Raw genomic sequence first — 13890 nt, forward strand, 5'->3', positions numbered from 1 at the left:
ACTCCTCACGGTGGTCGAGTGGAACGGGTCAGTCCTTCTGCTGCCCGGAACGGTGTCGGTCATCCGTCGGCTGCGCACGCGTCGGCACGCTCCCGCACGAGAATGTCCTCCGGAATTGACGTCTCATCACCCCGAGAGGGGGTACGGAGGGGGCATGGCCTTCCTGAAGCGTATTGCTCTTGCTCCTCGCGCGGTACGGCAGTTGCGGCGCGTCCGTTCGGTCTACCTGGCCGGGGTGCTGCTCTCCGCCCTCGGCCTGCTCTCCTACGACGACTCGGCGGCAGGCGGTCGGCAGACGGTGATCGCGGGTGTCTTCCTCGCGGTGTTCGCCGCACTCCTCACGCTGACGGCGGTACAACTGTGGCGGCACGGGAGGAGTGTGCACTGCAGTACGGCGAAGAAGCTCACCCGGCTCGTCTGAGGTTCATCCGTACGGCAGGCTGCTCACAGGGTGGCCCCGAACCGTCCGCAGTCCGTACGCACTCGGCTCCGGACCTGGATCGAAGGCGTGGCCGGGATGACGTGCGACGGCTGTGTGTCGGTGGGCACCGCCGGTAGGCCCGCGCAGCGACTCCCCGTTGCTCAGGCCCGGCCCGGGGCACCGTGGCCTTCCGCCACTGCGACGCACATCATCACCGATGGCGCCACAACGAGTAGAGCCTGAGGACGTCCATCCGCCAGTGCGTCTCGAGCGCCTCGTCCGGCACCCGCTCCCTTCCCAGGCTGTGACGGACGTGACGGTACAACCCGTGCGGCGAGAGATCGGCGCCAGGCACGAGAGCTGACAGCAACGGCTCGTCGGCGGGCGTGGCAAGGTCCACGGCAACCAGGATCTCCCCCTGGTCGTCCGGGTGCAGGTAAGGCAGCGCCCCTTCCGTACGTCGGCGCATGTCACCCCAGGTGAGGGTCGTACCCGCGCGGGCCGCATCGTGAAGGAGCACTCGGACGAGATCCGCCAGACCTTCGATCCGCTCTCTGCTGAGACGTGGTGTGTGACGTGGTGTGTCACGGCGGTGGTCGCTCGGATCGGTCGGTACGTCCCGGACCGGTTCCCCGGCGTTGCTCTCAAGGAGCAGGCGGTGCCTCAGATTGCCGCGCCACCGGCCCAGCCGCTTCTGCTCGGCCTCGGGCAGCGGAGCGGCGAGACGTCGGCGCAGCCGTGCCGTCTCGTCGAGAGCCGCCCTCAGGTCGGCCGAGGTCAGTGCGTCCTTACCCGACGCGAGGTCCACGATGATCTCGCGGATGCGCTGTAGCGGCGGATCGACTGGCGGCCGGGACGGCTCCTGGTCGCGGACCCACTGCTTGAACTCACGCACCAGCGGGGTAGCCGCCTCCCGGTCCTCCGGCGAGAGTCTCAGAGCGTAGACGGAACCCATGGCACCGCGTGCGGCCTTCGCCTCTCGGAGGTTACCGGCGTCCCGGGCGGCACGGAACGTCCCGACGAGCCCGTAGAACACGCGGCGGGCTTCGTCATGGCCTGCCTTGGCCTGTCCCTCGCTCTCGGGGTGTTCCGCTCCCGGCTCGTCCGGCTTCTGCTCCGTCCGTCCCTCGGCCGGAGCCGGATCGGCGTCATCGGTCCGCAGGGCCCGGAGGTCACGGAGCACCATGTGCCAGTGCTGCAGGCGTTGCATCACCGGCCCCGGAATGAACGGTTCTCCCGTCCGGACCACCAGCCGGTCAGCCTTCTCCAGGAACCGGTAGAGCTCGACGGAGGAGACATCCTCCGGCGCCTCGTCGAGCTTCCGTAGGATCGCGACGAGGTCCCCCACAGGATCCGCGACCGACGGGACCCTACGCCCAGGGGGCCCATCGGGCGCATCGTGCCGGGCCGCCCGGTGGAGCCGCTGCTGGTGCTCGGTCCAGATCATGGCGACCTGCGCCTCGCTCGTCCAGTGCGGCCAACCCAGAGCCAGCAGCACCCGCCGGAAGAACGCGGGAGGCGTCCCCACCGGCTGGGCAGCGGCGGAAAAGGTGACCAGGCAGCACAGCAATGGCTTGCTGCTCCTCGCCCGTGGACCGTCGACCGCGGCAAGGAGGCCGAGTTGACGCTCGACGCTGACGTCCTCGGGGCGAACTCCGACCGCACGGAGCAGATCGCGCCAGGTGATGGTGGTTCCGGCGCGTGCGATGTCCATCAGCACGCGGGCCATGTTCTTCACCAGGACGTCGTCCGCCGGCCTGGCCGATACGTCACCAGCCGGTCGCTCGACCACTGTTGCCGGCTTGGGTTCCGGTACCGGTGCCGGTGCCGGTTCCGGCTCCGGCTCCGTAGACGGTGCCGGTTCCGCAGCCGGTGCCGGCGGCGGTGGCGTCGGACCTCCTGCCGACGGCTCGACAGGCACACGAACCGGGATCGGGTCCGTCACCACCTTCAGGTCCGGTGCGGGCGGCGGCCTGAGCACGTCCCATTCCGCGGCCTTGGCCGGGGTGAGACGCACGATGCGCTCGGCCCGGAGGCTCCATGATGTTCCCGAACCCATCGCGGGTGGAGGTCCGACGACCGCTGCCCCGGCGGCCAGCACGTAGACGCGATGGGGCTCGGGCGGGTCTGTCTCGGCGGGCAGGGATATCCGCGCGCGGAAGCCCGCCGAACCATGCGGCTGCGCATCCGCGTCGTACACCTGGCGGTCCGACGAGACCTCGGAGGAGAGTCGGGCACCCGTGAAGGCGACCAGGCCGGGAGCCAGGGCGAGCGCGGGAACGCCTGCGGCAGCCTTCGGCGCCGGGGTGACGGCCTGCCGCGATGGCCCGCTCGTGCCCGACGCCTGGGTGGCCGTCCGGAAACGAATCCCGTCCGCCGTGTGCTCGAGCCAGGGGGTGAGGATTCCGCGGTCGGTGAGTCGGCACCGGTCGAGCGTCGTCCATTCGACCCTGTGGTCCGGCGACTGCGTGCCGACGAACACTTCCCGCGTACCCTGCTTGGTCTCGCATCGGAATCGCAGCGCGTATCCACGGGCGTTCACCTCGAACGGGGAAAGCTGGCTGTCCGGTCCGTACATGCGGATGGACGGCGGTTTACCTGGCCCTGCGGCAATGCGTTCACCGTCGGCCGTCCAGTCCTTGAAGGACCGTCGGGACATCTGTACGTGGAGGAGACGGCGCTTCTTCTGGGAACCGAAGCGGATCTCGATCGCATCACTGCGTGCGTGGCTCTGCTTGACGTAGGCCACCGCGGCGTTCGGACGGCCTTGCGTGGAAAGCCACGTCAACAGGGCTTCACCGATGTACAGATGGTCGGCGCTGCTCTCACCCACGGAGGTCCGGCTGCAGCGCACAGGGGGGCGGTGGGCGAAGTGCGACTTCTTGTCGTCGCAGGCACGCAACGTCAGCAACTTGCCGCACCCACCGAGCAGGACACCACAGGTGAAGGCATTCGCACCGTGCACCTGGCGTAGGCGGTCGGCGGGCTGCTTCTCGTACGGGAGGAAGGCGGGGCGGCGCCCGTCCGGGCCGCCGAACACAGCCGTCTGTACCTTGCGGGTGTCCTCTTCGTCTCTGGCTGAGGCCATCGGGGGCATGCTCTCTTCATACGGCGTGCGGGGCTACGCGACGACAAGTGAGAGGCAACGCGAAAATCGCGGCGGGGGATGCTCTCGGCCCTACGGGCTCTGACACATTGTACGAAACCAGACCGCACCGAAGAGGCGGCACAGTCCGACGCGATGCGATGCGGCACTGGACGGGCACGTCGCCCCCGTAAGCCCGCCGTCCCCGAGAGCCCGACCGGCCACCGACAGCGAAAAGTGTCTCCTGGTACGGGCCGCGACTTCGCGGGGCACCGACATACCCTGCTGGATCATGCGCACCCACCCAGCGGCCGGGCCGACTGGCCATCAGTGACATGGAGCTGTGGGTGGCTACCGCGACCTGAGGCACGGCCTCCGCACCTCCACGCCGAGCCTCGTCGCCGGCTCGGACATCGCTCACGGCTGGCACTGCGGATTGAGCGCCCAGACGTAGAGGGCGTTCGCTCCCTGGTTGAGGAGGAAGTGCGGCGCTCCCTCGACCGCGTCCTCCTCCAGGCCGACGTTCCGAGTCCAGCCGTGAGCCTTGCCGAGGGTCGGAGACAGCTCCTCCGGGACAAAGACGCCGGAGGAGTCCGGTTCCCATGCCCCCGCGGCGCGCAGTCGAGCCGCTTCCCCGTCGGCCAGCCAGGCGACGCCCTCGAGCTGGAAGTCGGTGGGGCCGGGCGCTCTGCCGTCCACCGTTCCCAGCGTTCGAATGCGCCAGCGGACCCTTTGCGGCTTCCCCGGTAGCTCCACGCACTTCGCCAGTTGGGCGGCGTCGGTGCGTATCTCTGGCGCATCCACCGATTTCGTCGGCTCCCCCGGCCGTCCACTCGCCGTGCAGCCGACCGTCACCGAGACGAGGAGCACCACCGCCCCCGCGCCTCTCAGCTTCCGCAGCACGCTCATCGACGTCCTCCCCCGCGCCCGAGCGCCTCTGTCGCTGCCAGGAACGATATCGGGGAACCGGTGTGTCAGACCCCCGCCCTACAGTTCACCCATGGACATGAACGACCCGCAACAGGTAGGGATCGCCTTCGCCGAGGTGGTCTACGGCTTCACCGTGAGCGAGGGCCCGCCCGACCCGGACTCCGCGCTGGGCCGCGTGCGTGCCTTCACCGAGAAGTACGGCGAGGAGGCGCTCAGACCGGAGCACTTCACAGCCGCGCGTGAGGGACGCCCCTTGCTGCCGTGAAGGAGCGTTCCCGTAGCGCACCCATGAAGATCAGCTCTCTGCCGGGGCGGGGCGCCCCGGCAGAGCCGCTTCTACACGAACACCCAGTTCCACTCCACCCGCGCGAGTTTGACGAAGCGTCCTGTCTCCGTCACCCACGGATGCGGTGCCCTGAAGCGGGTCAGGTCTTCCATGGACACGACCATCGCGTCGAGCTGCTGCGCGACGTTCAGGACCGCCTGCGGTGAGGCGGTGGGAACGGTGACGATCAGCCCCTCGGCCACTGCCTGCTCGACAAGGTCCTGCCCGTCGTATTCGACGGCGTCGACGATGTCGTTCCCCAGCACCGTCACCACGCGGCGCTCCGGGTAACGGGTGCGGATGGCCTTGAGTGCCGACCCCAGCAGGTTCACGCTCGGAGGACGGGGCGAGGCAGCCGTACGTCCTGCCGTCATGATCCCGCGCCCGTCGACCACCAGACTCGGGCTGCTCTCGTTCTCCTCGACCTCGGGGAAGAGCAGCGGCCCCGTGCGACCCTCTGCTCGCACCGGGGGCGGTGTCAGAGCTCCCGCCACGGGCTCGTCGATACGCTTGAGGAGGCGTGCCAGCTCCCGGTCGAGCCCTTGCGCGATGGGAGTCCCGTCCGGTCCGAAGCAGTCCAGTTCCTCGTCGAGGATCACCGTGCCGCTGTGCCGCGTCTTGGCGTGCACCTTGAGGATTCCGCTGCGGTCGTAGTGGTAGTCGACGTCGAAGACATTGGCCGACGGATCACTGTGCGGCTGCGGAACCCGGAGTTCGAGCCGCGCCAGCGGGAAGGTCCGCTCGTCGTCTGCGGCGCGCTGCCCATCGCCTTCGACGATCTCCAGGACTACCTTCGCGGCCCCGCGCGTGGCCGGCATGGCACTGCTCGTCCCGCGCGCCGGAAGCGTCGAATAGCGCGGAATCAGGGTGGCGAAACCACGGCGTCCTCCCGCCTGGAAGGTCAGCCCGAGGTCATGGCTCGTCGCTACGGAGATGGTGGTCTCCGGAATGAGGCCGTCGATCTCCGCTGCGGTGATCGCTGCGCCCCTGGCGACCGCGGTCATCGGGTTGCAGAGTGTCGAGTCGACCACCTGGCGCCCGAGGATGCGTTCGACCTCCCTGCGCACGAGCGGAATCTGGGACGTCCCGCCGATCATCAGGACGGCGTCCAGGTTCTCGGCCGTGAAGCCGACGTCCTGGAGGCACTCCTCGAGCGGCACCAGCGCGCGGCGGACCAAGGGCTGGACGGCCTGCTCGAACTCCTCGCGGTGGATGACAACAGGCGGCAGGCCGCCGAGCGGCTCGAAGAGCACCTCCTCCGCGCCGGGCTGCGAGAGGGCGATCTTCGTCAGTTCGACGTGGCGGCGCCATCTGCGCGCATCGGCTCGGGGCAGTGTGCCGAAGTCCGTGCCCAGCTTCGCGAAGACCAGCTTGACGAGTTCCTCGTCGAATTCGAGGCCTCCGAGCGCGGTGATCCCACGCGATGCCACCTCGTCGAAAATGCCGTCGTAGTGCTCGAGGAGCGTGACATCGATGGTGCCGCCGCCCCAGTCGAACACGAGGAAGCAGCCCTCGCCCGGGTAGTCGTGGGCGTAGCTGATGGCTGCCGCGGTGGGTTCGTTGATCAGCGCCTTCACCTTGATGCCAGCGAGCCTCGCGGCCGCCCTGGTGCGGTACCGCGCGGCGCCGGTGGCATTGGCCGGGACGGTCACCACGGCCTCGTCCATGTCGCGCAGGTTGCGCCGCACACCGTCCCGCATGCGCTCGAACAGTGCGGCAGCCACGGTGGTACTGCGGAAGGGCTCGTCACCGAGCCAGACCTGCTGCTCCTCCGGCACTGTGCCGGCCGACCGGAAGTCCCCATCTTCGACGGCCCTGGGACGAGAGGCAAGCATGCGCTTCACGGCGTCCTGGGGGTCTGCCGTCTCGCATTTGGCGGACCAGCCGAAACAGAGCGTCCGCTGGATGTCCCGCAGCGAGACGACGGACGGAAACAGTTCGTCGAACCCGGGCCGGTTCCATTCCGCCGGGAGTCCTGCGCTGTCCACACGGATGACTTCCGTGGCGTTTCCCGACCATCGGGCCACCACGGAGTTGCTGGTCCCGAAGTCGATGCCGTACGTCATCTGCCGTCCTCCTCCTGGCCCGTGGGCGCCACCGGTATCCGCCGCATCTCGCCACGTTGCACGATCCGTCCGGTCCGGCCGTCAACGTAGGCCGGAGCGAGGACTTCGTAGGAGGTGCTGTCCCCGTGCTCGGTGGGGTTGCTCAAGTTGAACGCGTCCGGATCAGGGATCACCACGCGGGTGAGTCCCGAACGGCGCATCTCGGCGTCGATGCGCAGCTGCACGGCGGAGAGGTCGCGGGCCGTCTGCGCCGTGCGGTCGATCAGAGCCAACTGAGCCAGGTGCTCCTCGTGTACGCGCGTGGCGTTGAGGACGGCGGTGCGCAGCGCCTCGTCCACCGCGGCCTGCACTGCCTGCTGGACGAGTGCCCCCATCTTTCCGGCAGAGGACTGGACTCCGGCGATCGCTGCGTCCAGTTCGGCGGTGAGCTGTCGGCTGACCTCCTGTGCCGCATTCTTACCCGCCCTGCTCGCGGCCTTGTCCACCTTGGCCGCGATCTTGTCGCTGAGGATGCGGAACATGACCTCAGGGTCGAAACGAGGATCGGCGAGCCGCTCGGCCGCCTCTCGTACCGGCGGGAAGCCTTCGGGCTCCTCCTGGCGAGCGGCTGGGCTCTCGTTCGTCCCCCGCGCCGGGGTCCGCTGAGCTCCTTCATTGCGGCTCTGTGTCTCACCGGCCTCGCGCTGCGCACGAGGCGGCCTGCCAGCGCCCGCCCGAGGCCGGGAGCGCACACCCGCTGCGTACGGGGTAGGGCCCTGGATCACAGATGCAGACTTGCGGGGCTTCTTCTTCTCAGGCATCAGCGGTCGTTCCTCGATCCTGCGGCACAGTGGCCGATGATTTCTCGGGCCGCCTCGTCGGCGGTCCACTGCTGTTCTTCCTCGCTGCTGGCACCGGTCCGCCGCTCCATCGGCTGAGGGGCGGGCTGGAGTACCGGGTTACGCACACCGGGCACCCACAGGAAGCGCTCGTTCAAAGGGAGTACGTAGACCGTTTCCGGTTCCCGGCCCAGACGACGAGCGGTTTCGATGCGCTGGACGCGGTCCTTGGCACCGTTGACGTACTCGAGTTGGTCCGGAGCGGCTTGTCCGCGGAGGTCACGCCAACCCTGGCGCCACTCGGTGGATGCGTGTTCGACACACAGGGCCAGGTACGGGTTGACGACCGCTTGCGGCTTCGACGCACGCCGCAGGGAATGGAGGAGCTCACTGAGGGACGCCATGTGACGCCGTTCCTCGCCGTCGACTCCGCCGCGCCGTGAGCCGCCTCGTTTCAATACGTCCTCCAGAAGACCGATCCCCCGGTCGAACCGGTCCTTGTCGTTCGGGCCGGCATCGAGGAAGCAGAGATATGCCTGAACGGCTCGGGCCTCCCGGTCGGCCTTTCCGGCCATCCCCCGGGACTCCTCGTTACGCACGGCCAAGGCCTGCTGGGTGGTGGCGCGCAGTGCCTCCTGCAGGCGATCCGGCGCACAGGCCAGCGCCCAGTGGATGTCGTCCAGCAGGCGGTGCATGCGTCGCGTGCCGGCCCAGTAGTGGAAGTCCGTCCTTCCGGAGACGAGGATCCCGTCGGGGATGCAGTCCTCGAGAATACCGAAGAGCGACCGGTCCTGGCCCAGTTGCCTGCCGACGGGGCACCCACGCCGGACTTCCTGCAAGGAGGACACGAGGTCGGCCAGGCCCTCGGGCATGTGGTCCGGGAACGCTTCGGCGTCGTCCAGGACGCTGACGTCGCCGGCGAGCAGGGCGGAGCGCAGACTCCACTGGTCGTGCCTGCCGTCGATCGCGTGGACCCCGCCGCCGGACCCGAGGATGCGACGGCATACCTCGTCCTCCCAGTCCAGGGCCTCCAGCTCGGTGTCGTCGAGGTGTTCGGGAGACAGCCGCGCGGTCACGTAGCGCACCCGGTGGCTCTGCATGGGCCAGGTGTGGGTGGCGGAGTGTCGTCGCAGGCTCCCCCGGTCGATCAGGTCGTCCACGACCGGGAGGGGAAGGCGCTCCACCAGTCGCTGCCAGGCAGCCGTCGACAGAGTGGCATGCCCGAACGCCTCGGCGGCTTCCAGGTGCAACTGCCAGGCATCGACCTCGTCGGGATCGACGGCGGGTGCGGGCAGTCGGCCGGAACATATGGCTTCCGCTCGTGTGCGCTGGTCCTCACCGAGCACGGGGAGGCCGCACGCGGCGAGCTCGACCAGATGTCTCAGGGCCGGCAACAGCGTCGTACCGCTGAGCAGTGTGAGGACGTCCTCGGACAGTGCGGCTTCGGGATCGGCTGCGCGGCCCGCACGCACGAGCGCCTCGTCCACGAAGCCGATGTCCCCTGCCTCGGCCGCGGCCCTTTCCAGCGCGGCCATGGCTCGCGCCGACAGGGACATGCGGGGAGTGGACTCGACGTGCGCCGGGGCCGGTTCGTGACCGTCGGGTATGCCCGCGACGACGGGTTCCGTCCCGCGGGCGGGGGTGCCGCGACGCCGGGCGCGCAGGGCGGGTATCGCGCCGCTCTCGCGCGCGATCCGGCGCTCCTCGCGGCGCGCGAGTTCTGCCTGCCGCAGCTCGGCCAAACCAGCTACGGGCAGGGGGTCGGTGGTCATCGGCGCCCTAATCTCCCAGGTCCAGACTGCCGTACCGAGACCTCCGCGGAGGCCAGGGCTTCAGGTGAACGCCCTGATAGTAGGCCAGGGCATAACCGCCTTCGACGGGATACCTCATCAGTTACCAGCAGAAGTGAGAAGTCTTGGCGCCCGGGGTGCCGCGCTTCCGGTTTCTCCGCCGGCTCGATTCACCCTGTCCGCTTCCACTCCTGGCAGCGGGTGGACTTGAAGACCTCGCCCTTGTTGACCGTGACCCGGCCGCTGCCGTCGAGGTTGCCGTTGGCGATGATCGCGTCGAACTCGCCGCTGGCGTTGCTCGCCCGCTCCCAGTAGCACCCGAAGCCCCCGTCGGGCCCCGCGGTCTTGTAGGTCCCCGCCTTCATGTCCTCCCCCACCAGGTACTCGCCGTCCCCTTCGACGGTGGTGGGCGGCCCCTTGGGCTTCGGCGGCTTGGGCGGCGGAGCCGTGACCGTCGCGGTCTTCGTCACGGTGACCTTGGGACCCGGCACTTCGACCTCTTTGGTGACGGTCTTGGTGACGGTCACCTTCGGAGCGGGCCCTGCGGAGTCCGTGGCCTGGGCCTGGTCGTCCGAGATGCCGATCCCGACGCCGAGGAAGAGGGCGACGAGGCCGACCGCTCCGTGGGTGAGCCACCTCCTGCCCTGTGACGGCTTACCGGGGACAGGCGGCGGAGGCATGAACGCGCCCGGGAACGTGCCGTGCGGAGGTGGTACGGGACGGGTCGGGTACGGGCCGAACGGAGGCGGGGTGGCGGGGCGGGCCGGGCCGGGCTGCTGCGGGCTCTCGGGGTTCATCGTGCGGTCTCCTGATCGTGAAGGTGTGTCGGTATCGGTAGGAGTGAAGAGGCCGGTCACTGGCCTCGGATGCGCCGCCCCGCCTCCGTGCCCGGGTAGAGCATCGCGTCGGCGACACGGCCCCCGGAGTCCTTCACGCCGCCGCTGAAGTTGAGCCGACCGGTCGCCCCGGCCTTCGCGGCCACGCCGTCCCAGTAGCGCGCCTCCCGCTCCCACTGGATGTCGGCGAGGAGCCGCTGCAACGCGTCGGTGCTCAGCGCGTTCGCCGGGTCGGCCCACGGCGTGGTGTGGTGGACGGCGATCCCCAGCCCGGCGAGCACGGCGGGTGCGGTGAGGGCGCTGCGCGAGACGAAGTGGGAGCTGTGCTCGGCGATGAGCCGGGCGAGTAGCGGTACGACGTGTCCCTCGACCTGACCTGCGTCGGTACCGGCGGGCAGCTCGTCCTCCTGGACGGTCTCCGCGGACCGGGACAGCCCGTTGCGGCCGTAGACCGCCGTGATGACCAGGGCCCGCAGCGCGGAGAGGGTGATGACCTCGGGGTCGCTCTTTCCGACCTGGCGCTTGCTGGCGTTGACGAGCTTCGTGAACGGTACGAGCTTGTCATCCACGTTCACCTTGACGGCGTCGGCGACGCGGTGCGCGAGGCGGGTGGCGAAGTCCCGCTGGTCCATGGACATCGCCAGGTTCTTCGCGACGGTCACGCCCTGGACGTTGCGGTCGTAGAAGATCTGCCGCGCGTCGGCGACGCTCAGGTCGACGTACAGCTCGAACGGCACGCGGATCGTCGCGAGTTCGGCGTAGGTGAGCCCGAAGTGCTCCGGGTCGTCGTACAGCTCGTGCCAGGCGGTCGTCTGGGTCTCGCCGTCGATCGCGACGACCGAGGTGCCGGGCGTGATGGTCAGGGTCCGCAGTCCGGTGCCGGGCAGCAGTTCGTCGCTGAGCGCGGCAAGGGGTCCGGCGTGCCAGAAGGTGATCGGCGGCGTGGACCAGCCGGCGCCCAGCTCCCCCTTGACGCCGTCGGCGATGTACTCGGCGTACGAGCCGACGTTCTTCCCCTTCTGCGTGGACTTCAGCGCCCGCTGCACGAGCGACCGCAGTTCGGCGTGACGACGCACGGCGCCGGAGGCGGCCTTGAGCGTCTTCGTGTCCTCCTCGCGGCGGGGCGAGGGAACGAGCTGGACGAGCGTCGGGACGGACATGGTCCCGATCACGGCGTCCGCCCGGAACGGCATGACGGTGAGCTGGGTGCCTTCGACGACAGCGGTCGGCATGGTGATGCGCATGGCGATTCCCCCCACGGGATCGGCGAGTTCCTCGGACCCCCCTCGGGCCGAGCACCTTCACTTGGAAGCAACATCAGAGAAGCATCACAGTGAAAGCATTGTCAAACAGCTTGACGCGTTTGACCGACGGTGTAAGTTGTGAGCTGTCAGCTACCGAGAGGCCCAGGACTCCCGCCATGCCCCAGCCACCAGCCCAGGTGACCGCCGCCGAGATCTCACGCATCGCCGGAGTCACGCGCGCCACCGTCAGCAACTGGCGCCGTCGGCACGACGACTTCCCCGCGCCGTCCGGGGGCACCGACAGCAGCCCTCTCTACGACCTGGTGGACGTGCAGAAGTGGCTCGGCGCCCGGGGCCACGCCTCGACGGCCGACCCCGCGGAGGAGCTGCGCACCACGCTGCGGCTGCACCCCGGGGGTGGCGGCATGACCGGCGCCCTGCTCCCCTTGGTCCTGGCCACGGCCCGGCGCACTCCCGAGGAGCGGACCGCGCTGGCCGGCCTGTCCGACGCCGAGCTCGTCACCCGCGCCGACAGGGCGGTGGCCGACCTCGCGGAGCTGGTCCCCGGTGCGGAGGCCGTCCACTTCGCGGCGCATGACGTCGATGTCCTGCGGGCGCTGCTGCGTTGCGTACAGGACGACGCGAGCGGCGAGGCAGCGCTGGCCGTGCTGGCGGAGCGGGAGCTGGAGGACAGTGCCGCAAGCGGCACCTACCGCACCCCGGTGCAGCTCGCCGACCTGGTCGCCCGCCTGGTGCCCGGACCGTACGCACAGGTCATGGACCCGGCATGCGGCAGCGGCTCCCTGCTGTCGGCCGCCGCCCGGCGGGGCGCGACGGTGCTGTACGGCCAGGACAGCGTGACCGTGCAGGCGCAGCGCAGTGCGGTGAGCCTGCTGCTGGCCGCCCCGGACGCGGACATCACGGTGCGTGCGGGAGACAGTCTCCGCGCGGACGCGTTCGGCGGGGCCACCGTGGACGCCGTCCTGTGCAACCCGCCCTACGGCGACCGCGACTGGGGCCACGACGAGCTGGCGTACGACGCCCGCTGGGCGTACGGCGTACCGCCGCGCGCCGAGTCCGAGCTCGCCTGGGTCCAGCACGCGCTGGCCCATCTGGTGCCGGGCGGCCACGCCGTCCTGCTCCTCCCCCCGGCCACCGCCTCCCGCGCCTCGGGCCGCCGGGTCCGCATGGAGCTGGTCCGCAGCGGCGCCCTGCGTGCGGTGGTGGCGCTGCCCCCGGGCGCGGCGGCGCCGTTCCATGTGGGGCTCCAGATCTGGGTGCTGCGCCGTCCCGAGCCGGCAGGCCCCGCGCACACGTCGGTCCTGTTCATCGACACGTCCGAGGCGGCGGGAACGGGCGCCGACACGGCGACCGGCCCGGGCACACGCACGGGCGGCACCGCCTCCGGTACGCGAACCGGCCGCACCCCAATGAACTGGACGGCACTCACCGAGACGGCACTCACCCAGTGGTCGGCCTTCGCGAAGGACCCGGACGCGTACGCCGACGAGCCGGGCACCGCCCGCGCGGTCCCGGTGGTCGACCTCCTGGACGACGTCGTGGACCTCTCCCCCGCCCGCCATGTACGCGCCTCGCGCACGGACGTCGCCCCGGCGGAGCTGGCCCGGGAAGTGGACGAGGTACGCCGACGGCTCGTCGCCGGTGCCAAGTCGCTGGGCAGGGCGGCCGGTTACGACGACTGGAGCGCGGCCGGCCCCGCCCCGCGCGTGTGGCGCACGGCCACGGCGTCGGACCTGTCCCGGGGCGGTGCGCTCACGCTGCTGCGCACGGCGCCGGACTCCAAGGGCTCCGCCGGTGCGGCATCGGTGACCGCCGTGCTCACCGGCCTGGACATCGCGCGCGGCACGGCCCCGTCGGGTGACCCCAGCGGGCTGCGGGCGGACGGGGCGCCGGTGATCGCGGCGGGCGACGTGCTCGTACGGGCGGTCGCGGGGGGCAGCGGCGCGATGGCCCGAGTGGCGGACGACGCGGACGCCGGGGCGCTGCTCGGCCATCAGGTCCACCTGTTCCGACCGGATCCGGCAAGGCTCGATCCGTGGTTCCTGGCCGGCTTCCTCGGCGCGGAGGAGAACATCGCGAGCGCGTCGACGGGCAGCACGGTGCTTCACGTCAGCCCGGGCCGACTGCGCGTACCGCTGCTGCCGCTGGAGGAGCAGAGACGCTACGGCGAGGCGTTCCGCCGCGTCCACGCGCTGAGAACCGAGGCCGCGCGCGCCACGGAACTGGCCGAGGAAACCGCGCGGCTGCTGGTCGGCGGACTGACGGGGGGCGGGCTGGTCCCGTCGGCCCCGGCGGCGGCCGGCAGCGGGGCCGCCGCGGAATCGGCCTGAATCGGCACTACGGCCTTCACGCAA

At 70.3% G+C, this 13890-nt stretch carries 10 protein-coding genes; 3 read left to right on the forward strand and 7 right to left on the reverse strand.

Going from position 1 to position 13890, the window contains the following annotated elements; genetic code table 11:
* The first annotated feature begins 154 nt into the window (after positions 1 to 154).
* Positions 155 to 421: a hypothetical protein gene (locus tag LWJ43_RS04145; protein ID WP_277330901.1), complete on the forward strand. Its 267-nt coding sequence runs from the start codon at positions 155 to 157 to the stop codon at positions 419 to 421.
* Positions 422 to 632: 211 nt separating this feature from the next.
* Here LWJ43_RS04145 and LWJ43_RS04150 read toward each other — a convergent pair whose 3' ends face one another.
* Positions 633 to 3509 carry a competence protein CoiA family protein gene (locus tag LWJ43_RS04150; RefSeq protein WP_277330902.1) on the reverse strand — a complete coding sequence of 959 codons (2877 nt, stop codon included), beginning with the start codon at positions 3507 to 3509 and terminating at the stop codon, positions 633 to 635.
* A 414-nt stretch (positions 3510 to 3923) separates the two neighbouring features.
* Entirely contained in the window at positions 3924 to 4415 is a 492-nt protein-coding gene (locus tag LWJ43_RS04155) for a hypothetical protein (RefSeq protein ID WP_277330903.1), read from the reverse strand.
* Positions 4416 to 4506: 91 nt separating this feature from the next.
* On the opposite strand from LWJ43_RS04155, the gene LWJ43_RS04160 reads away from it, so the two are divergent.
* Positions 4507 to 4701: a hypothetical protein gene (locus LWJ43_RS04160; protein ID WP_277330904.1), complete on the forward strand. Its 195-nt coding sequence runs from the start codon at positions 4507 to 4509 to the stop codon at positions 4699 to 4701.
* A gap of 71 nt (positions 4702 to 4772) precedes the next feature.
* Here LWJ43_RS04160 and LWJ43_RS04165 read toward each other — a convergent pair whose 3' ends face one another.
* The 5 genes from LWJ43_RS04165 to LWJ43_RS04185 all read right to left on the reverse strand — a co-directional run bounded on the left by LWJ43_RS04165 (position 4773) and on the right by LWJ43_RS04185 (position 11515).
* Positions 4773 to 6827, reverse strand: a complete 2055-nt coding sequence (locus LWJ43_RS04165) for an Hsp70 family protein (RefSeq protein WP_277330905.1) — start codon at positions 6825 to 6827, stop codon at positions 4773 to 4775.
* Positions 6824 to 7348, reverse strand: a complete 525-nt coding sequence (locus LWJ43_RS04170) for a hypothetical protein (RefSeq protein WP_277330906.1) — start codon at positions 7346 to 7348, stop codon at positions 6824 to 6826. Before LWJ43_RS04170 ends, LWJ43_RS04165 begins: the two co-directional genes overlap by 4 nt.
* Positions 7349 to 7626: 278 nt before the next feature.
* The gene (locus LWJ43_RS04175) at positions 7627 to 9417 is read right to left on the reverse strand and encodes a hypothetical protein (protein ID WP_277330907.1); all 1791 of its coding nucleotides are present in this window, start codon (positions 9415 to 9417) and stop codon (positions 7627 to 7629) included.
* Positions 9418 to 9605: 188 nt separating this feature from the next.
* Positions 9606 to 10232, reverse strand: a complete 627-nt coding sequence (locus tag LWJ43_RS04180) for a hypothetical protein (RefSeq protein WP_277330908.1) — start codon at positions 10230 to 10232, stop codon at positions 9606 to 9608.
* A 56-nt stretch (positions 10233 to 10288) separates the two neighbouring features.
* Positions 10289 to 11515 carry a DNA sulfur modification protein DndB gene (locus tag LWJ43_RS04185; protein ID WP_277330909.1) on the reverse strand — a complete coding sequence of 409 codons (1227 nt, stop codon included), beginning with the start codon at positions 11513 to 11515 and terminating at the stop codon, positions 10289 to 10291.
* A gap of 176 nt (positions 11516 to 11691) precedes the next feature.
* Between LWJ43_RS04185 and LWJ43_RS04190 the strand changes: the two genes are divergently transcribed.
* Complete coding sequence (locus tag LWJ43_RS04190; protein WP_277330910.1) at positions 11692 to 13866, forward strand: N-6 DNA methylase; 2175 nt, start codon at positions 11692 to 11694, stop codon at positions 13864 to 13866.
* Positions 13867 to 13890 lie beyond the last annotated feature (24 nt).

It is taken from the genome of Streptomyces sp. JH34, assembly GCF_029428875.1.
In the GTDB taxonomy this organism is placed as follows: Bacteria; Actinomycetota; Actinomycetes; order Streptomycetales; family Streptomycetaceae; genus Streptomyces.